Here is a 19,706-nt window from a genome sequence, read left to right as displayed (position 1 = left end):
AGGGAACCCGATCCCATGACGAGCACGTCCGGCTGTCCCGTCGCCCACGACTTCGACCCGCTCGCCGAACGCTACCTGAGCAGCCCCTACCCCGAGCTCAACCTCCTGCGCGACCAGGCGCCGGTGCACTACGTCCCGTCGCTGGACCACTGGCTCGTCACGCGCTACGCCGACATCGCGGCGATCCTGGGCGACCCTGCGACGTTCTCCGCGGCCAACGCGCAGGCCCCGCTGTCCGGCCTCACCGAGGAAGCGAGCGCGATCCTCCACAACGGACTGCGCACCACCCCGGTGCTCTCGAACTTCGACCCCCCGGGCCATTCCCGCGTCCGGCGCCTGCTGGCGCCGCTGTTCTCGCCGCGCCGGATCGCGCAGCTGGAGCCGCGGATCGAGCAGTTCACGACCGAGCTCGTCGACGTGTTCGCCGGCCGGGGCCGCGTGGACATCGTCGAGGCGCTCACGTTTCCCTTGCCCGCGTTGACTCTCTTCCGCCTCCTCGGCTTCCCGGACGAAGACGTCGACCGGCTGAAGGCGTGGTGCGGCGAGAAGCTGGAGATCAACTGGGGCCGGCCCGACGCCGAGTACCAGCTGCGGGCCACGACCAACATCACCCGGTTCTGGGACTACTGCGAGCGCTACGTCGAGACGCGCAAGCACGACCTCGGCGACGACCTCACCAGCGATCTGCTGCGCCAGCGCGAAACCAACCCCGACGCGCTCGACGACCGCGAGGTCGCGAGCATCGTGTTCGCCCTGAGCTTCGCCGGGCACGAGACCACGACCAACCTGATCGGCAACGCGCTGCGCCACCTGCTCTCCCGCCCCCAGCTGTGGCAGGAGATCCGCCGGGACCCCGAAACCATCGCCGGGGCCGTGCAGGAGACCCTGCGCTACGACTCGTCGGTGATCGCCTGGCGGCGCATCACCACCCGCGAGGTGACGATCGGCGACACCGTCGTGCCGGAGGGCGCGCGCCTGATGCTGGGTCTCGGCGCGGCCAACCACGACCCGGCCGTGTTCGGCGATCCGGAGGAGTTCGAGATCCACCGGCCGAACGCGAAGGTCCAGATCTCCTTCGGCCGGGGCATCCACTACTGCCTGGGCCACGCCCTCGCCCGCGTCGAGACGGGAATCGTGCTGCGGCAGCTCTCCCAGCGGTTCCCGGACCTGCGGCTCGTGCCAGGGCAGGACGTGCGATACCCGCGCAACATCTCGTTCCGCGGCCCGGTGAGCATGCTCGTCGAGTGGACCGCCGCCTGACCGTCACACGGCGGGCTCGGCGGCGGCCCCTTCCGCCTCCGAGGTCCGCCGTTCCATCGCGGACTTGTCCGACAGGGGCTTTTCCTCGAGCAGCCACACCACACCGAACGCCACCGCGGCCACGATCCCGCCGATGAGGAACACCAGGCGCATGGACCCGGCGAAGCCCTCCAGAATCGGGTGGGCCAGCACTGGGTCAAGGGTCTTGAGGAACGACGTGTCGTTCACGTCGACGCCACCGCTCATCTGCTGCGCGAACTCCGGGTGCCGGGCCAGCGCCGCGACGTAGGCCGGCGAAGCCGCGGCCGCCCGCAGCGCCGAGGCGATGCTTCCGCCGACGGTGCTGAACAGGATCGACAGGAACACCGCGGCACCCACCGTGCCGCCGATCTGGCGGAAGAAGGTCGACGCCGAGGTCGCCACGCCGATGTCGCCGGGCAGCACGTCGTTGGTCGCGGCCAGGGTGAGCGTCTGCATCGAGGCCCCGAGCCCCAGCCCGATCACGAACGCGATGCCCATGACGACGGTGACCGGGGTGTCCACGCCGATCGTCGCGAGCCCGAACATCGACGCGGTCAGCAGCCCGAGCCCCACGACCGCGAACACCTTGTAGCGCCCCGTTTTCGTGGTGACCAGCCCGCACACGGTGCTGGAGATCATCATGCCCGCCGTGAGCGTGAGCATCTGCAGGCCGGCCGCCGTCGGCGTTGCGCCCTTCACGATCTGCAGGTACAGCGGCAACGACAACATCGCGCCGAACATCCCGATGCCCACGATCACCGTGACGATCGTGGCCACGCGGAACTCCGAACAGCCGAAGAGCCGCAACGGCAGCAGGGCCGCGTCCCCCATCCGGCGTTCCTGCAGCACGAACAGCGTCACCCCGATCGCGCCGACCACGAACATCGCGATCGACGCGGGTGAACCCCAGCCCCAGTCCCGGCCCTGCTCGGCCACGAGCAGCAGGGGCACGATGCCGAGGACGAGCGCGCCGGCGCCGAGGAAGTCGATGCGCTGGTGGACCTTCGTCGTCGGGAGGTTCAGCACCTTGTTGACCACGAACAGCGCGATCAGCCCGATGGGGACGTTGACCAGGAACACCCAGCGCCAGCCTGTGATCCCCGCGACCGTGCCGGCCCCGGCGAAGAACCCGCCGACCACCGGACCGGCCACGCTGGAGATGCCGAAGACCGCCGTGAAGTAGCCCTGGTACTTGCTGCGCTCGCGCGGCGAGGTGATGTCCGTGATGATCGCCAGGCCCAGCGACATCAGTCCACCGGCACCGAGGCCCTGCACCGCGCGGAACGCGGCCAGCTCGTACATCGACGTCGCCGTCCCGCTCGCGAGCGAGCCCGCCAGGAAGACGGAGATCGACGTGAGGTACATGGGTTTGCGCCCGAACAGGTCCGACAGCTTGCCGTAGAGCGGCGTCGAGAGCGTCGCCGTGATCAGGTACGCCGTCGTCGCCCACGCCTGCAGGCTCTGCCCGTGCAGCTCGTCCGCGATCGTCTTCATCGCCGACGACACGATCGTCTGGTCGAGCGCCGCGAGCAGCATGCCGAGCATCAGCCCGGACAGCACGGTGAGGATCTGGCGCTGGGAAAGGTGCCCGCCGGTCGCGGCACCGGCCGCGGCGGCCGGGTGGACTGGGTGATCCATGGGATCTCCGTTCGGGTCTCAGATGTCGAGCAGGATCCGTCCGGCCGCGCCCGCCTGCTCGGTGGCGTCCTGGGCGTCGGCGACCTGGTCGAGTGGGAACCGCCCGGCGATCGGGTAGCGCAGGTCGCCCGCGGCGACGGCCGCGGTCAGGTCGGCCGCGGCGGATTCGTTGGCGGACTCCGGGAAGTCGTCGTTGCTCAGGAACTGCACGGTGATGTTCTTGAACGCGGCGGGCCAGTAGGGCAACGGCGCGTCGGCGTTGCTCGTCGCGTAGGTCGCGATCGAGCCGTGGTACTTGAGGACCTCGACGTCCAGCGCCGCGTTGCCGGCGAGGTCCGTTTCGGCGATGCGGTCGACGCCCTCGGGGGCGAGGGCCCGGATCCGCTCGGCGGCAGCGCCCTCACGCACGTTGACAACGTGGTGGGCGCCGGCCTGAAGCGCGGCGTCGACCTGATCGGCGTGCCGCACGGTCGCGAGCACGGTGGCGCCGCCGCGGCGCGCCACGGCCACTGCCGCGCGGCCCACTCCGCCCAGCGGCGCGGTGACGAGCACGGTCAGGCCCGCCACCGGGCCGCCCGCGAACACGGCGCGGTGGCCGGTGATGCCCGGGATGCCGAGCAGGGCGCCCTGGTCGAGGTCGACCGCGTCCGGCAACTCGACGGCGTGCCGGGCGGGCACGACGGTGTACTCGGCCGCGGTGCCGAACGGGCGGTAGGACTGGGCGAGGTAGACCCACACACGCTCGCCGATGCGGGCCGGGTCGACGCCCGCGCCGACCGCGTCGACGACCCCGGCGCCGTCGCCGTGCGGGATCACCCGCGGGTAGGCCATCGTCGAGCCCCAGTAGCCGCGGCGCTTCCCGACGTCGCCGACGTGGATGCCGGAGACGACCACCCGGACCCGGACCTCGTCCGGTCCCGGCTCGGGAACGGGTACCTCGCCGACCCGCAGGACTTCCCGGGCCGGGCCTTGTTTTTCGTAGTACGCCGCGCGCATCACCGCGCCCGGTCTGTCCGTCGAGCTCATCGTGCCTCCGCAGTCGTGGTGGGGACCATCGTCGGCGGAGCGGGCCCGGGCCAGCGCCCGTCAGATGACTGGGTCACCGACGGTCGCCGGTCCGGGCCGCGCCATCAGGCGGTGCGCGGCGGCATCAGAAGCGGATGAACTCGAGCAGGTCGGCGTTGATCGTCGCGGCCTCGGTGGTCGGCATGCCGTGCGGGAAGCCCGGGTAGATCTTGAGCGTGCCGTCCTTCAGCAGCTTGACCGACAGCAGGGCGGCGTCCTCGTACTGAGCGCCTCGGACGCCTGGGCGGTTGAACCCGTAGAACGGACCCGAGCCGGGTGGCGAGGTCGTGCGCGCCGGTCGAGTGTCCGATGTGGATCGCGTCGGGCAGGTCCAGGTGCGCGGTGACCTCGGCCAGGTCGTCGGCGTAGTGGTCGAGGTCAGGACCGCGCCGGGAGCGAGCGCGGGAGCCCGAACGCCGGGAACACGCTGTTCTCGAACCGGCTCATCGCGCAGATCCGGTCACCCGTCAGGGTGAGGACGTAGAGGCCGGTGCCGTGGCGGGCGCCGCCTGGGGTGCGCAGGTAGGCGCCGAACGCGGGCTGGCCGTTGGCGCGCGTCGGCACGAGGTCGAAGCGGCGGCCGGCGCCGAACAGGCTCGCGCAGAAGCCCGCCACGACGTCGCGGCCCTCGTACTCGAAGGGCAGCGGCGGCATCGACATGAAGGCGTCGTCGGTCAGCAGCGTCACCAGTGCGCCGATGTCGGCGGCTTCGTACGCGCTGACGAACCTCGCCACGAGCGCGTCCTCCGCGGGCGAACCGGCGGCGGGAGCGGGTTCGGTGACGGCCGGCCGCCGGCGCGGCAGACCGGCGCGCGCCCGCTTGAGGGCGCTCTTGACCGATTCCACGGTGGTGTCCAGCATGCCGGCGACGTCGGCTGCGGGGAACCCGAGGACGTCGCGCAGGACCAGGACGGCCAGCTGCCGCGGCGGCAGCGTCTGCAGGGCGGTCACGAACGCCAGCGAGATCGACTCGGTCTGCTCGTAGCGGGCCTCCGGGCCCAGCGGCACGGCGATCGCGCCTTCGAGGAGGGCGTCGGGGTAGGGCTCGAGCCACGCGACCTCGCCGAGCCGCGTGGGTTCCGGCGGCTCGACGCCGGGGATGTCCCACTCCTTGGCCGGGCGCCGTTTCGCCGCGCGCAGGACGCTGAGGCACCGGTTGGTGGCGATCCGGTAGAGCCACGTGCGGATCGAGGCGCGGCCGTCGAACCCGCCCAGGCCCCGCCAGGCGGACAGCAGCGTGTCCTGCAGCGCGTCCTCGGCGTCCTGGAGCGACCCGAGCATCCGGTAGCAGTGCACCTGCAGCTCGCGCCGGTGCGGTTCGGTCAGCGCCCGGAAGGCCTCACCGTCGCCGCCCCGCGCCCGGCTGATCAGGTCGGTCCTCGCCCGTTCCATCGGCTACCTCTCTCCGGTCGGCATTCCCCATCCTGTCTCGACGCCGGGCGGGGTGCGAAGGGGGCGGTGCGCCCCCTTTCCGGATTCCGCGGCGTCGGTATCCCCGACAGCCGACGACAAGAGGAGAACGGCCATGGGAAAGATCGTCATCAGCGAGAACGTCTCGCTCGACGGAGTCGTCCAGGACCCGACCGGCGAGGACGGCCTCGGCCGCGGCAGCTGGTTCACGTGCGTCGGGGACGGCGGCCGGGAGGCGTGGGCGAAGGTCGAGTTCGAAGAGGCGCTGAGTGCCGCGGCCCTGCTGATGGGGCGGCGCACCCACGAGTGGTTCGTCGCGCGGGGCTGGGGGTCGCGCGACGGCGCCTGGGCGGACCGGTTGCGTGCGCTGCCGAAGTACGTCGTTTCCTCGTCCGCCCTCGACGGTCCGGAGTGGACCCGCTCGACGGTCGTGCCGGCCGAGGAAATCCCGAAACTGAGGCAGGAGGTGGACGGCGACCTCGTCGTCTACGGCAGTGGCCGGCTGGCGCGCACGCTGGCCGAGCACGACCTCGTCGACGAACTGCGCCTGATGACCTACCCGGTCGTGGTCGGCGCGGGCGAACGGCTCTTCGGCGAGACGAGCGCGGCGAAACCGATGCGGCTGGTGGACACGAGGACGGTCGGGGAAAGCCTCGTTCTCCTCACCTACCGCCCGGTGTGACGGTTTTTGTCGGTGGCGGCGGACAGAATGGCCGACGCCACCCGAGCCGGCCGAGAGGATCGTCATGGCTTCGACCCACCACCGCCTGGACTACACGGAGTTCGCCGTGACCGACCTCGACCGCGCGACGGCGTTCTACCGCGACGCGTTCGGCTGGGGCTTCAACGCCTACGGCCCCGGGTACGCCGGCATCCGCGCCGATCCGGCCGAGGCGTACCCGGAGGTCGGCGGCTTCCGCGTCGACGACGAGGTCGCCCAGGGCGGGCCGCTGTGCATCCTGTACTCGGACGACCTGGGTGCGAGCGAAACGTCCGTCCTCACCGCGGGAGGCACGATCGTCGAGCCGGCCTACGACTTCCCCGGCGGGCGGCGGTTCCACTTCCGGGACCCGGAAGGCAACGTGCTGGCCGTGTGGTCGGCTTCGTAGCTCCTCGGCGCCGGATCGCCTCGCCCGCACCGGGGCGAGGCGATCCGGTGGTGCTCAGCCCCACTGGTACTTCAGGAACTTCCCGTCGAGCGTCACGACCACGCGCTCGCCGCCCGGGTCTTCGCGGCGGCCGACGTCGATCTTGAAGTTGATGGCGCTCATGATGCCGTCGCCGAACTGCTCGTGGATCAGTTCCTTGATGGTGGGCCCGTACACCTGCAGGACCTCGTAGAAGCGGTAGATCGTCGGGTCGGTCGGCACGGCCTCCTCGAGCGCGCCGCGCGTCGGCTGGAGCTGCAGCGCCTGCGCGACGTCGTCGCCCAGCTCCAGGATCGCGACGGCCTTCGCCGCCTTCTCCGCGGGGACCGGGTGCTGCCCGAGCAGCGCCGACGTCGTCCACGCCAAGGGAGCGTCCAGGGAATCGGCGATTTTCGCCCACGTGAGCCCGAGCCGGACCTTGGCCTCCAGCACCGCGTCGGCCGCCTGCTTCTTGGTAGTCATGCGTTCGAGCGTAAGGGCCCGATCACGCGCGATCCATCCATTCCCCGTCCGGGCTCACTGTCTTTTCCTATGAGTCCATAGGACCGGTGTATCACGACGCTTCCCGGCCGGCCCGGAGATCCTCGCCGGCCAGGCGCAGGGCGGCGACCACACCCCCGGCTTCCGCGCCGCGCACCGGCGGGAACACCGCGACGGTCCGGCGGCCCGGCCAGCTCGGGTCTTCGACGCCGACCGTGACCACCCCGGCCGGGACGGACAGGGCGGCGACCTCGGGCATCAGGCACACGCCCAGCCCGGCGGCGACCAGGCCGAGCCGCGCCGGCCACCCGCGCACGGCGTGGCCGATCACCGGCTCGGTGAGCGTTGGCCAGGCGCGGAACTGCGGGTCGCCACCGCCGCCCGGGCCGGCGATCCAGGTTTCGCCCGCCAGCTCGGCCACGGGCACGGCGTCGGCACCGGCCAGCCGATGCCCCGACGAGACCGCGACGCACAGGCCACCGGCGGACACGACCTCCTGATCGAGCCCGGCCAGGTCGTAGTCCGGCAGCCCGGCGCCGACGCCGATCACGGCCACGTCCAGCCGCCGGGCGCGCAGGAACCGCAGCAGCGTGGGGGTCGCCGCCTCGGTCAGCGCCACCTCCAGGCCCGGGTGCTCGGTGCGCAGCCGCGCGACGGCGCGGGGCACCAGCACGGCCGTCGCCGACGGGTACGCGCCGAGCCGGACGCGGCCCGCGAGCCGGTCGTCCAGGCCCGCCAGGTCCTGCTCCAGCGCTTGCAGCCCGGCCAGGATCCGGCCCGCGTGCGCGACCACGACGGCGCCGGCCGCGCTGACCCGCACCCCGCGGCCCTCGCGGACGAACAGCGCCTGCCCGGCCGCCGCCTCCATCGCGGCCACCTGGCGCGAGATCGCCGGCTGCGAGTACCCCAGCAGCCGCGCGGCCGCGGTGAACGATCCGCTCGACGCGATCTCCCGGACGACCCGCAACCCCGCCACGGTCAGCTCACTCATGCGAATACCGTATCGCTGCGATCCGGAACTCTCATCCTTCGCATGGATTTTTCGCCCCGCACAACGGGTTCTTCTCAGTATGGACACCACACCGAACAGCAAGACCTGGTTCGTGACCGGAGCGTCGCGCGGGATGGGCCGTGAGCTCGTGGAGCAGGCGCTGGCGCGCGGCGACCGCGTCGCGGCCACCCTGCGCCGGCCCGGCCGGCTCGACGACCTGGCCGCCCGCTACGGCGACCGCCTGTGGGTGCGCGCGCTGGACGTCACGGACACCACGCGGTTGCGCGCCGTCGTCGACGAGGCGTTCGCCGCGCTCGGGCGCATCGACGTGGTCGTGTCGAACGCGGGCTACGGCGTGTTCGCCACCGCCGAGGACCTCACCGACGCGCAGATCGACCGCATGATCGCCACCAACCTCACCGGCTCGATCCAGCTCGCCCGCGCGGTCGTGCCCCACCTGCGCGCCCAGGGCGGCGGGCGGCTGCTGCAGCTGTCGAGCATGGGCGGGCACCTCGCGTTCCCCGCGTTCTCGCTCTACCACACCACGAAATGGGGCATCGAAGGCTTCTTCGAGGCGCTGGCCGAGGAGGTCGCGCCGTTCGGCATCGACACCACGCTGATCGAGCCGGGCATGGTCCGCACGGGCTTCTTCGACGCGGCCGACCGCGTGCCGGTCAGCGCCCCGTACCGCGGCGGGCCGGCCGACCAGGAGCCGATCCCCGTGTCGGAGATGACGGACAGTCCGGAGAAGACGATCGCCGCCGTCGTGCGCGCGGCGGTTTCGGCGAACCCGCCGCGCCGCCTCGTGCTGGGCTCGGACGCCTGGCAGCTCATGACCACCGCGCTGCGGCAGCGCCTGGCCGACGTCACCTCCCAGCGCACCAACGCCGCCACGGCCGACGCCGTGCCCGCGCACCACTGAGCCGGTTCGGGCGAGTCCGCTCTCCTGGTGAGCGGACTCCCCACCGGATGTCGACCGTGCTCACGGAAGCCGCTCTCCGGTCGCCGCCTCGGCCTCGGCCAGGGTCTTCGGCAGCCGCGCGGCCGCGAAGGTGCCGGCGGCCGCCGTGAGCGTGATCAGGCCGAACACCACACCGAACGCCAGGGTGGGCCGGGAGTCCAGGCCGGCGAGGATCGCCCCCGTCGCCGCGACGCCCGCGACCGCGCCCACCTGGCGCACCGTGTTGAACAGCCCCGAAGCCGCGCCCGCCATCGACGGAGCGACCGACGCCATCGCGGTGACCGACAGTGGCGCCCAGGCCAGGGCGTTGGCCGCGCCCAGCACCGCGGCGCCCGCCGCGACCCACCACGGGTTCAGGTGCAGCACGACCACCACGCCCACGATCAGCAGGCTCACCGTCAGCAGGACCATCCCCGCCACCGCCGGGCGCCGCGGTCCGATCCGGTCGACCCAACGACCGGTCCGCGGGGACAGCACCATCGCCACGACGGCGTCCGGCGCCAGGACCGCCGCGCCTTCGACGGGACCGAATCCGCGCACGTCCTGCACGTAGAGCATGGTCGGCAGTGCCATGGCGAGCACCGTCGCGCCGAGCGCCGCCATCGCCAGGCTGGCCGAGGAGTAGCCGGGTGAGCGGTAGAGCTCCAGTGGCGCAAGGGCCTCCCGGCCTTCGCCGCCTTCCCGGCGGAAGAAGAACACGAGCAGCACGGCGGACAGGACCACTGCGAGCAGCGACCGCGAGTTCCACGACAGCAGCGCCCACACGAGAAGGCTCAGCCCCGCCGTGCTCGCCACCGCGCCCGGGACGTCGAACCGCGTGGCGCGCCCCGGGCTGCCGGGAATCAGGCGCAGGCCGAGCAGCAGCGCGAGCGCGCAGAGCGGCACGTTGACCCAGAAGATCCAGCGCCAGTCCAGCGTCGCGGTCAGCAGCCCACCCGCGACCGGCCCGAGCAGGGTGCCCGCGGCGGCGACCGAACCCCACACACCGAGAGCGCGGCCGCGTTCGTCTTCGGCGAAGAGCCGCCGGATCAGCGTGAGCGGCTGCGGCGCCATCGCGGCCGCGGTCAGGCCTTGCAGGACCCGGAAACCGATCAGCCAGCCGACCGAAGGCGACAGCGAGCACAACGCCGACGCGGCCCCGAAGCCCGCGAGCCCGGCGAGGTACACCCGCTTGGGGTCGAAGCGGTCACCGAGCCGCCCGAACACCAGCAGCGGCACCGAAAACGCGAGCAGGTAGCCGGCCGTCACCCAGAACAACCCCGCGACGTCGGGCTTCAGCTCGGTCTGGATCGCCGGGCTCGCCACCGCCACGATGGTCGTGTCGAGCAGGATCACGAAGAACCCCGCGAGCAACGCCGTGAGCCCGCCCCATTTGCCGGTCATGCCACCGTCTCCCCCTCGGGGCGCGAGAATCGCAGGCGAGCCGATCACCGGTCAAGTCAACGGCAACGGCGCGAACGCGTGCTCGGCCCACAGCACGCGGGACGCTTCCTCCGGGTACGCCGTGATCGTGAGCTCGGTGCCGAAGACCGCGACCGCGCGCCGCCGGGTGTCGTAGGCCGGCCAGCCCGGGTCGCCGGTGTGGGCGAAGGCGGCCCAGGCGGTGACGAAGTGCCGGGCGACCACGTCGGTGTCGGCGGGCGGTTCGGCGCCGAGCAGCAGTGCGGACAGGCTCCCCCGGCGGTTGCCCAGCACCAGCGGCACGTCGAGGCTGTGGCAGGCGCCGAGCACGCCGTCCAGGCCGGGCGCCGCCCAGACCAGCTCGTACGCGTGGGCGCGGCCACCGCCGGCCGCCTGCGCCTCGGCCAGGCGGTGGCTCGGCATGCGGAACAACCAGTCGGAGGTGACGAGCTCGTACCGGCGCTCGGCGCTCGCGTCGGGGTAGGCGCGGCGGTAGCGGTCCGGGTCCGGCGCGAGAGCCCGCAGTGCGGCCTCGGCCTCCTCGCCGGTGACGGTGCCGAGGCGGCCTTCCAGCACGAGGGACAGGCGGCTCTCGTCCCAGGTGTGGCCGGTGATCAGCTCGACCTCGCGGCCCGTGCCGGCGGCCAGCGCCTCGAACGGCGTCCGGGGCAGCACCTCGCCGTCGACGACCGGCGAGAACGGGACCGCGGTGTGCGCGGCGGCGCCCCAGCGTCCGGCGTACGGCCGCATGTCGCCGCTCACCGAGTCGGCGGCGACGACGAGTTCGGCCGCCGCCACCTCGCGCAGGTCTGCGACGGTCGGCTCGTGTCCCGTACGGGCGGCGATCTCGGTCATGACGTCGGCGGCCGGCGCCGGGGTGAAGAACGTCCCCGATCCACTTTGGACGATGGCCCGGCGGAACAACCCGGCGGCACCGGGCATCGCGAGCAACGCCGCGACGGAGGCGCCGCCCGCCGACTGGCCGAACACCGTGACGCGCGCCGGGTCGCCGCCGAACGCGGCGATGTTCGCCCGCACCCACTCCAGCGCGGCGACCTGGTCGAGCAGGCCCCGGTTGTCCGGCGCGCCCCGCAGGTGCCCGAACCCCTCGACGCCGACGCGGTAGTTGAACGTCACCAGGACAACACCCGCTTCGCGAGCGAGCCGCGCGCCGTCGTACGCCGGATCGGCCGCGTGCCCGAACTGGAAGGCGCCGCCGTGGATCCACACCATCACCGGCACCGCGGCGCCTGCTTCGGGCCGCGGCGACCAGACGTTGAGCGTCAGCCAGTCGTCGCCGTCCCCCGCGTTCGACGGCGGGCCGAGCAGCAGCGACTGCGGTGGCGGCGGCCCGAACACGAGCGCCTCGCGTACACCCTCCCACGCCGGCACCGGTTGCGGCGCGGCGAACCGCAGCTCCCCCACCGGTGGCCGCGCGAACGGGATGCCGCGGAACACGGCCAGCCCGTCCTCCGCGCGACCCCGCACCCGTCCGGCTTCCGTGCGGATCTCCGGGACGTTCATCACGGCTTCCTTCCCCGCGGCCGGTCCGGCGGGCCGCGAGGCCGTCGAGCCTAAGGGGACCGAGGGCGTGGAACCTCTCGTTTTCCGTGGCTCACCGGCGCCGGGCCAGGTCCGCGGGGCTGCCGCTCGGCATGCCGACGCCGGATTCCGCGTAGGCACGCAGGCTTTCGGTGAAGTGGTTCCACCCGCGGGTGCACATGGCGATGCACTCGAGCTCCGCCGTCAGGCCGTGGTGGCGGAAGCGGAGTTCCGTGGCGTCGCCGGCCGGGACAAGGGTGAAGGTCGGCCGCGTGCCGACCCAGTCCGGCAGGAAGTCGCACGACGTGACGGTCCAGCGCACCAGGCTCGGCCGGGTGGCTTCGTCGACCCGCATCACGCACGGGTCCGGGTGGGAGAAGAAAAACCGGAGCTCGCCGCCGGTGTCGCCGGTTCCCGTGACGCGGGTCCACCACGCGCCGAGACCCGTCACAGTGGTGAGCGCGTCGAACACGGTGTCGGGAGCGGCGTCGATCGAGACGGTCTTGCAGTAATCCGAGGTCATGACGGGGGTTCCTTCCCTTCGGCCGAACGCAGAGCCTCGATCGACTCGGCGATCGTCTTGATCCGGCGCAGCCGGGCGTCCCACGCCGCGCCGACGGAGGTCAGCTGCGCGACGGCACGGGCGAACTGCGCTTCGTTGACGACGTACCTGACCTCACGCCCGTCCTTGCGGGCCACGACCAGCTCCGCGCGCTCCAGCACACCGAGGTGCTTGGCGACCGCCTGACGCGTCACCGGCAGGTGCTCGCTCAGGCCCGTCGCCGTGCCGAACCCGTCGGCCAGCAACAGGTCGAGCAGGTGCCGCCGCGTGGGGTCGCCGAGGGCGGCCCACAGCTCGTCGTCGATCACGAGCGCACCAGGCCGGCCGCATACGCCGCGAGGTTGGGCAGGTGCTCGTCCCAGCCGGCGCTGTGGTCGCGGTGGTACGCCTCGAGCCGCGCCGCCTCCCACCCGATCTCGCGGAACCCCGCTTCGGTGAGCTTCAGCAGCGTGCCGCCGTCTTCGGGCACCAGCTCGAACGTGACGAGGAACGAGTTCTCCGGCGTCGCCGCCTGTCCCTCGGGCTGCACCCAGCGGAACACGAAACGCCGCGGCGGCCGCGCCTCGAGGACGGACACCGGCACGACGACCGGCCCGCTCCCGTCGCGGCGCGTCCGGCTCAGGGTTCCCGTGGTCCCCTCGAACACCGCGTCGAACCCCCACCACGCCGCGATGTGCTCGGGCCGCGTGATCACCTCGTAGACGACTTCGGGCGTCGCCGCGATCCGGATCTCGCGCTCGATGGTGCCGTACTCCATGACCGTCCTCTCCATTCGCAACCGATGGTTGCAGGTTAGGGGACATCCCTTCGACGCGCAACCAACTGTTGCAGGTTCCGTGTCCCAGTAGCCTGGTCCGATGCCCGTCAAACCCGGCGCCCGCGACCGGCTGCACCGGCTGGAGGCGATCACCGACGCCGCCCTCGGCCGGCTGGAGCTGGAGCCGCTGCTGCGCACGCTGCTGGAGCGCGTCCGCGAGCTGTTCGACGTCGACACCGCGACGGTGCTGCGCCACGACGAGGCCGCCGGGCAGCTCACCGCCATCGCGTCGGCGGGCATCGAGGAAGAGGTCTTCCAGGGCGTGCGGGTGCCGGTCGGCGCGGGGTTCGCCGGGCGGGTCGCGGCGCAGCGGGCGCCGGTGCTGATCGACCACGTCGACGAGTCGACCGTGATCAACGCGCTGCTGTGGGAACGCGGCCTCAAAGTGCTGCTGGGCGTGCCGATGCTGGCCCGCGACGAGCTCGTGGGCGTGCTGCACATCGGGTCCACAGTGGAGCGTGCGTTCGACGCGGACGACATCGAGCTCCTGCAGGTCGCCGCGGCCCGGCTCGCGCTGACGATGGTGGCCGAGGGCGCGGGCGAGGACCGGGCGGCGGCGGCCGCCCTGCAGCGGAGCCTCCTGCCGGCGCGCATCGCCTCGGTGCCGGGCCTGGACTTCGCCTCCCGCTACGTGCCCGGCGCGGACTTCGCGGTCGGCGGCGACTGGTACGACGTGTTCCCCCTGCCCGGCGACCGCCTCGGCATCGTGATGGGCGACGTCGCCGGCCACGGCCTCGGCGCCGCCGTGGTGATGGGCCGGCTGCGCAGCGCCCTGCGGGCCTACGCGCTCGACGCCGCGAGCCCGGCGGAGGCACTGGCCAAGCTGAGCCGCAAGATGAACCACTTCGAGAAGGGCATCATGGCGACCGTCGCGTACGCCGTGGTGCCGCCGGACCGCGAAACCCTCGTCCTGTCCCTCGCCGGGCACCCGCCGCCCGTCCTGGCCACGCCCGGCTCGCCCGCGCGCCTGCTGGACGTGCCGCCGGACCTGCCCGTGGGCCTGGGCCTGCCGCCCGCGGACCGGCGCGACACCGTGGTCGCGCTGCCGCCGGAGTGCACGCTCGGCTTCTACACCGACGGCCTCGTCGAACGCCGCAACGCCGACCTCGACGACGGCCTGCGTGCCCTGACCACGGCCATGACCACGGGCGACCCGGAAGCCGTGTGCGCCCGCGTGATGGCCGCGCTCGTCGGCTCGAACCCGGCCCAGGACGACGTCGCGCTGCTGGTGGCGACCAAGCGGCCGGTGCGCCCGTAACTCAGCGCGGCAACGCACCGGGGAGTTCCCCGATGCGAAGCCCCCGGCGCTGGGCCCACGCTGGGCCACGAGGTGTCGACCGACCCGGGAGGTGCGGCGAAGATGGTGTCCTGGAGCCGTGTCAGCGAGGCGGACGTGGTGCGCGCGGCGCGGGAGTACGACCGGCTCGGGGCGGAGGCGTTCTTCGCGGAGCACGGATTCGGCCCGTCGCGCACCTACGAACTGGTGTGGGAGGGCAAGCGGTACCCGCACAAGGCGCTGCTCGGTACGGCGTACGAATTCGCCACCGGCGAGCGCCTCGCCCCCGGCGACTTCGAAGGCGGCAAGGCGGGCGCGGTGGCGGTGCTGGGCAAGCTCGGGTTCACGATCGAGCAGCGCCGGCCGTAGGCGCCGGCCCGCCAGCTCGGCAACGGCTGCCGTAAGCCGGTACGGCCCTTCCGGGAGAACCGCCGTAACGTTCCGATAATGGTGACTCCGCGTGCTGCTCCCTAGGGTGTGAGGGCGACCGCCCACCGACCCTGGAGTGCCCGTGAGCCCCCGATTCGACGGCCTGCGCGCCGTGTTCTTCAACAGCACGCTGAAGCGCTCGCCGGAGCCGAGCAACACCGAAGGTCTCATCCGCCTGAGCGCTGAGCTCATGCGGCGCGAAGGCGTCGACGTCGAGGTGATCCGGACGATCGACCACGACATCGCCGTCGGCGTGTACCCCGACATGACCGAACGCGGCTGGGAAAGCGACGAATGGCCCGCCCTGTACGAAACGGTGCTGGCCGCCGACATCCTCGTCCTGTGTGGACCGATCTGGCTCGGGGACAACTCGTCCGAAATGAAGAAGGTCATCGAACGGCTCTATGCGTGTTCGCACCTGCTCAACGACGCCGGCCAGTACGCTTACTACGGACGAGTCGGTGGCTGCCTGATCACCGGCAACGAGGACGGGGTGAAGCACTGCGCCATGAACGTGCTCTACAGCCTCCAGCACCTCGGTTACACGATCCCGCCGCAGGCCGACGCCGGGTGGCTCGGGCCGATCGGCCCCGGTCCGTCCTACCTGGACCCGGGGTCGGGCGGGCCGGAGAACGACTTCACGAACCGCAACACCACGTTCATGACGTGGAACCTCATGCACCTGGCCAAAATGCTGAAGGACGCGGGCGGAATCCCCGCGTACGGCAACCAGCGGGCGGCCTGGGACGAGGGCGAGCGGTTCGACTTCACCCATCCCAACCCCGAGTACCGCTGAGAGGACATCGATGACCACTGTCGGGAAGATGCTCGTGCAAAGCCTGGCCGACCACGGCGTGTCCGCGATGTGGGGTGTGGTCGGCGACGCGCTGAACCCGATCACCGACGCGCTGCGCCAGGAGCCCCGCATCCGCTGGATCGGGGTCCGCCACGAGGAGGCGGGCGCGTTCGCCGCGGGCGCGCAGTCGCAGCTCACCGGGCGGATCGGCGTGTGCATGGGCACCGTCGGGCCCGGCTCGCTGCACCTGCTCAACGGCCTCTACGACGCGAAGAAGTCCCACACCCCCGTGCTCGCGATCTGCGGCCAGGTGCCCAGCGCCGAGATGGGCAGCGACTACCACCAGGAAGTCGACAACGACGCCGTGTTCCGCGACGTGTCGGTGTTCTCCCGCACGATCACCGACCCGGCACAGTTCCCGTACCTGCTGGAGCTCGCGGTGAACGCGGCGTACGCGCGCAACGGGGTCGCTGTGCTCACCCTCCCGGGCGACGTCGCGAGCCGCGAGCTGCCGCACGGCACGCTGGAGCCGCGGTTCGTGAGCCAGCACCCGCCGGTGACCCCGGACGCCGGCGCGCTCGCCGAGGTGGCGGCCGTGCTCAACGGCGCGGACACCGTGACCATGCTCGTCGGCTCCGGGGCCCGCCCGGCCCGCGACGAGGTGCTGGCGACGGCGGAAACCCTTGCCGCGCCGATGGTCCTGACGCTGAAGGGCAAGGAGACCCTCGAACGGGACAACGACTACCAGGTGGGGCAAACCGGCCTGATCGGCAACCCCGCGGCGCAGCACGCGCTGACCCACGGCGACGTGCTGCTGATGGTGGGCACCGACTTCCCGTACCGCGACTGGTACCCGAAGGGCAAGACGGTGGTGCAGATCGACCACGAGGGCGAGCGCATCGGCCGCCGCACGCACGTCGACCACGCGCTGGTCGGCGACGCCCGCACCACGCTGGCCGCGCTGCTGCCGCTGCTGCGGGCGAAGACCTCGCGCGAGCACCTCACCGCGTCGCGCGAGCGCTACACGAGCTGGCGCGACCGCCAGCACCACCTCGCCGACCCCGGCTACGACTCGAGCATCGTCGGCCGCGTGCGCAAGCAGTTCGACAACCGGGAGCGCGCCATCCGGCCCGAGGTGCTCGCGGCGGCGATCGACCGCCACGCCACCGACGACGCCGTGTTCACCTCCGACACCGGCATGTCCACCGTGTGGCTCGCCCGCTTCGTGACCCTGCGCGGAAACCGGCAGCTGCTCGGGTCGTACAACCTGGGCTCCATGGCCAACGCCCTGCCCCACGCCCTCGGCGCCGCCCAGCTCGACCCCGCCCGCCAGACCATCGCGTTCTGCGGCGACGGCGGCCTCACCATGCTCATGGGCGAACTGCTCACGGTCGCGGCCTACGATCTGCCGGTGAAGATCTTCGTGTTCGACAACTCCCGCCTCGGCATGGTCAAGCTGGAGCAGGAACAGGGCGGCATCCCCGAGTTCGGCACCGTGCTCAAGAACCCGGACCTCGCCGCGGTCGCCCGCGCCTGCGGCATCCACGCCGTCCGCGTCGAGCACCCCGACCAGATCGACGCGACCGTCCGCGACGCGCTCGCCCACCCCGGCCCGGTGCTGCTCGACGTCGTCACCAACGCCGAGGAGATCGTGATCCCGCCGAAGCCCACCGTCAGCCAGGCCTGGGGTTTCGCCATCGCCAAGATCGAGGAGACGCTGATCTCCGCGCACGACGTCGACGAAAAGGCGTAGCCACCCCCGCTTTCCGCCAGAGGCCCGACCGGTGACGGTCGGGCCTCTTTCGTTTTGTGCCAGTCACACGGTCGGGTGACGCAGACCGGCTCAGCTGTGAAGACACCCGCGTCGGGGATTCACCCGATACGGCGGCGTCTCAGGGATTGATCACCGGATTGACGGTTGGTCTGAATGGCGCAACTATTTCGCGCATGTCCGAACCCGGGACGCTCGTCACCGAGTAGCCGCCGGGATTCGCAGAAACCAGTACGGGACCACGGGTGTCTTTGTCGTGCCCGGAAAACGATCAGAAGGAGAACGCGCATGCGATCCAGTCCGCGTTGGCGGAAGGTGGTGACGGGGTCGATGGCCACCGCGCTCGCGATAGCGGGGGTGACCTACACCGGGGCGAGCACGAGCGCGTACGCCGAGGTCCAGGTGTCCACCGACACCAAGACCGCCGCCGACGGCAAGCAGTACTGGGTGCAGAACCACCTGGTGTCGAAGGATCTCACCGCGAAATCCGGCACGCCGAAGAAATGGCTGCTCGTGTGGGCCGGTGACGAGAACATCGCCGACACCGCCGTGAAGGACGTCAAGAACCTGCCGGGCACGCTCGGCGGCGGGCTCAACAAGGTGAAGAACGCCTTGCCCGGCCCCGATTTCCTGGCCGTGATCGACGCGACGCAGGGCTCGCCGTCGTACGGCAAGGTCGTGAACACCGCGACGGTGGGCCCGCTCGTGGAGAACGAGCCGCACCACATGCAGTACGTGTGGCACAAGGGCGACACGATCTACGCGGGCGCGCTGTTCGCCGCGGCGACCTACGCGTTCGACGTGAGTGCGCTGCCGCAGCTGAAACTCAAGGGCGTGAGCCTGCCGACGCAGACGCTCGGCGGTTCCGTGCCCGACGCGTACTGGGTGCTCAAGGACGGCACGGCGTACGGGACGTACATGGGCGGGCCGGTCGTGCCCGGGCCGTACACCTACGCCGACGGCAGCACGCAGATCGGCAACGGGTTCGCCGGCAGCCCCGGCGAGGTCGTGCACTTCGACCAGAACGCGCAGGTCCTGTCGCAGAACCCGGCCGCGACCCCGCAGGGCGACAACCCCAAGCTGTGCGACAACCTCCCGCAGCTCGGGAAACCGACGTGCGCCAACCCGCACGGCGTGCAGGCCCGCGAGGACATGAACACGCTGGTGACCAGTGACTACGCCGAGCCGCGCAACATCATCCTCGACCCGGTGAAGCAGCCGTCGCCGTACCTGCGGCGCCCGACCGTGCGCACGTGGGACATCTCCGACCGCAACCACCCGAAGCTGAAGGCGGTCTCCTACCTGCCGGACGGCCCTCGTGCCGACCCGGCCGACCCGCTGCACTCGGAAAGCCGCGCGGTCATGGAGACCACGGTGACGAACCGGCCGGGCCACAAGGGCGCGTTCGCGCAGACCATGCAGGGCGGCGCGGTGTTCTACACGCCGGACATCACGGCGAAGGATCCGCACTGGATCGAGGTGTTCGACGACGGGGCCGCCAACAAGGCCATCTACCCGGGCAACGACGCCAACGGCGCCAGCTCCAACGGCGGCTGGATCCAGACCAGCCCGGACGACAAGTACCTCTACCGCGCGATCGTCGGGCGGCAGAAGGGCACGCTCGGCGCGGACGACCCCGGCACCACCGGCGGCGTCTACGTGCTCGACATCTCCAAGCTGGTCAACGCCGGCGACCGGATCGAGGACATCCAGGGCCGCGTGGACACGAAGGCCAAGGCGCAGCAGGGCGGCGGCGGTGACCTGCCGACGGTCGTCGGCGCGGCGCCGATCAACCCCGGCACGCCGGGGGCCGGCCCGCACTGGGGCGCCTACGACAACCTCGCGCTGGGCAGCGACGGATTCTACCACGAGACGACGCAGCCGCAGCACCTCGCGGTGTCGAACTACTTCGTCGCCCGGTCCGGTTTGGACGGTGACCACAAGGTCAACCTGCTGAACCTAGGCCCGGACGGGAAGATCTCCGTGGACCAGAACTTCCGCGACGAGTTCACCGGTCAGGTCGGGATCAACTTCAACCGCAAGTCCTGGCCGCACGGTGACTTCGGCAACGCCAAGCCGCACTCGGAGCTGTTCGTGGCCGCGGACGCCGACGTCAAGTGACCCCTCCGGTGCCGGTC

General features: G+C 71.9%; 19 protein-coding genes. 9 read left to right on the top strand and 10 right to left on the bottom strand.

Features of this window, described 5'->3' with window-relative positions; all coding sequences use genetic code 11:
* Positions 1-15 precede the first annotated feature (15 nt).
* Positions 16-1,260, top strand: coding sequence for a cytochrome P450 (locus ACQPXB_RS19155; RefSeq protein ID WP_432853987.1), 1,245 nt, complete (start codon positions 16-18; stop codon positions 1,258-1,260).
* 3 nt (positions 1,261-1,263) lie between these two features.
* Here the strand turns inward: ACQPXB_RS19155 and ACQPXB_RS19150 are convergent, their stop codons facing one another.
* The 3 genes from ACQPXB_RS19150 to ACQPXB_RS19140 form a co-directional block, all read right to left on the bottom strand.
* Entirely contained in the window at positions 1,264-2,919 is a 1,656-nt protein-coding gene (locus tag ACQPXB_RS19150; protein WP_432853984.1) for an MDR family MFS transporter, read from the bottom strand.
* A gap of 18 nt (positions 2,920-2,937) precedes the next feature.
* The gene (locus ACQPXB_RS19145) at positions 2,938-3,945 is read right to left on the bottom strand and encodes an NADPH:quinone reductase (RefSeq protein ID WP_432853981.1); all 1,008 of its coding nucleotides are present in this window, start codon (positions 3,943-3,945) and stop codon (positions 2,938-2,940) included.
* Between the two features lie 417 nt (positions 3,946-4,362).
* On the bottom strand, positions 4,363-5,376 hold the full coding sequence (locus tag ACQPXB_RS19140) for a sigma-70 family RNA polymerase sigma factor (protein ID WP_432853978.1): 1,014 nt from the start codon (positions 5,374-5,376) through the stop codon (positions 4,363-4,365).
* Positions 5,377-5,509: 133 nt separating this feature from the next.
* Between ACQPXB_RS19140 and ACQPXB_RS19135 the strand changes: the two genes are divergently transcribed.
* Positions 5,510-6,076 (top strand): dihydrofolate reductase family protein, encoded by a 567-nt coding sequence (locus ACQPXB_RS19135; protein WP_432853975.1) that lies wholly within the window; start codon positions 5,510-5,512, stop codon positions 6,074-6,076.
* Between the two features lie 64 nt (positions 6,077-6,140).
* A complete protein-coding gene (locus tag ACQPXB_RS19130; RefSeq protein ID WP_432853972.1) occupies positions 6,141-6,503 on the top strand; it encodes a VOC family protein in 363 nt (120 codons plus the stop codon).
* 54 nt (positions 6,504-6,557) lie between these two features.
* Here the strand turns inward: ACQPXB_RS19130 and cynS are convergent, their stop codons facing one another.
* Both cynS and ACQPXB_RS19120 read right to left on the bottom strand, forming a co-directional pair.
* On the bottom strand, positions 6,558-7,004 hold the full coding sequence (cynS, locus tag ACQPXB_RS19125; RefSeq protein WP_366578502.1) for a cyanase: 447 nt from the start codon (positions 7,002-7,004) through the stop codon (positions 6,558-6,560).
* 91 nt (positions 7,005-7,095) lie between these two features.
* Positions 7,096-8,013 carry a LysR substrate-binding domain-containing protein gene (locus ACQPXB_RS19120; protein WP_432853968.1) on the bottom strand — a complete coding sequence of 306 codons (918 nt, stop codon included), beginning with the start codon at positions 8,011-8,013 and terminating at the stop codon, positions 7,096-7,098.
* 79 nt (positions 8,014-8,092) lie between these two features.
* Between ACQPXB_RS19120 and ACQPXB_RS19115 the strand changes: the two genes are divergently transcribed.
* The gene (locus ACQPXB_RS19115; protein WP_366578498.1) at positions 8,093-8,935 is read left to right on the top strand and encodes an SDR family oxidoreductase; all 843 of its coding nucleotides are present in this window, start codon (positions 8,093-8,095) and stop codon (positions 8,933-8,935) included.
* 60 nt (positions 8,936-8,995) lie between these two features.
* Here ACQPXB_RS19115 and ACQPXB_RS19110 read toward each other — a convergent pair whose 3' ends face one another.
* From ACQPXB_RS19110 to ACQPXB_RS19090, 5 genes are all read right to left on the bottom strand, one after another.
* Complete coding sequence (locus tag ACQPXB_RS19110) at positions 8,996-10,357, bottom strand: MFS transporter (protein WP_432853965.1); 1,362 nt, start codon at positions 10,355-10,357, stop codon at positions 8,996-8,998.
* A gap of 51 nt (positions 10,358-10,408) precedes the next feature.
* The gene (locus ACQPXB_RS19105; protein WP_432853962.1) at positions 10,409-11,899 is read right to left on the bottom strand and encodes a carboxylesterase/lipase family protein; all 1,491 of its coding nucleotides are present in this window, start codon (positions 11,897-11,899) and stop codon (positions 10,409-10,411) included.
* A gap of 91 nt (positions 11,900-11,990) precedes the next feature.
* Positions 11,991-12,440: an SRPBCC family protein gene (locus ACQPXB_RS19100; RefSeq protein WP_432853959.1), complete on the bottom strand. Its 450-nt coding sequence runs from the start codon at positions 12,438-12,440 to the stop codon at positions 11,991-11,993.
* Positions 12,437-12,787 carry an ArsR/SmtB family transcription factor gene (locus ACQPXB_RS19095; protein WP_366578493.1) on the bottom strand — a complete coding sequence of 117 codons (351 nt, stop codon included), beginning with the start codon at positions 12,785-12,787 and terminating at the stop codon, positions 12,437-12,439. The genes ACQPXB_RS19100 and ACQPXB_RS19095 overlap by 4 nt, the downstream gene beginning before the upstream one ends.
* The gene (locus ACQPXB_RS19090; RefSeq protein ID WP_432853955.1) at positions 12,784-13,236 is read right to left on the bottom strand and encodes an SRPBCC domain-containing protein; all 453 of its coding nucleotides are present in this window, start codon (positions 13,234-13,236) and stop codon (positions 12,784-12,786) included. Before ACQPXB_RS19090 ends, ACQPXB_RS19095 begins: the two co-directional genes overlap by 4 nt.
* A 100-nt stretch (positions 13,237-13,336) precedes the next feature.
* On the opposite strand from ACQPXB_RS19090, the gene ACQPXB_RS19085 reads away from it, so the two are divergent.
* The 5 genes from ACQPXB_RS19085 to ACQPXB_RS19065 all read left to right on the top strand — a co-directional run bounded on the left by ACQPXB_RS19085 (position 13,337) and on the right by ACQPXB_RS19065 (position 19,689).
* Positions 13,337-14,554 carry a PP2C family protein-serine/threonine phosphatase gene (locus ACQPXB_RS19085; protein ID WP_366578489.1) on the top strand — a complete coding sequence of 406 codons (1,218 nt, stop codon included), beginning with the start codon at positions 13,337-13,339 and terminating at the stop codon, positions 14,552-14,554.
* 102 nt (positions 14,555-14,656) lie between these two features.
* Complete coding sequence (locus tag ACQPXB_RS19080) at positions 14,657-14,941, top strand: hypothetical protein (protein WP_366578487.1); 285 nt, start codon at positions 14,657-14,659, stop codon at positions 14,939-14,941.
* A gap of 142 nt (positions 14,942-15,083) precedes the next feature.
* Positions 15,084-15,797 carry a flavodoxin family protein gene (locus ACQPXB_RS19075; protein WP_366578485.1) on the top strand — a complete coding sequence of 238 codons (714 nt, stop codon included), beginning with the start codon at positions 15,084-15,086 and terminating at the stop codon, positions 15,795-15,797.
* Between the two features lie 10 nt (positions 15,798-15,807).
* Positions 15,808-17,550, top strand: a complete 1,743-nt coding sequence (locus ACQPXB_RS19070) for a thiamine pyrophosphate-dependent enzyme (protein WP_432853950.1) — start codon at positions 15,808-15,810, stop codon at positions 17,548-17,550.
* Positions 17,551-17,898: 348 nt separating this feature from the next.
* Entirely contained in the window at positions 17,899-19,689 is a 1,791-nt protein-coding gene (locus tag ACQPXB_RS19065; protein WP_432856696.1) for a hypothetical protein, read from the top strand.
* Positions 19,690-19,706: the final 17 nt, after the last annotated feature.

The organism is Amycolatopsis sp. CA-161197, assembly GCF_050942255.1.
Lineage (GTDB): Bacteria > Actinomycetota > Actinomycetes > Mycobacteriales > Pseudonocardiaceae > Amycolatopsis.
This window is presented reverse-complemented; position numbering and strand designations above follow the sequence as displayed.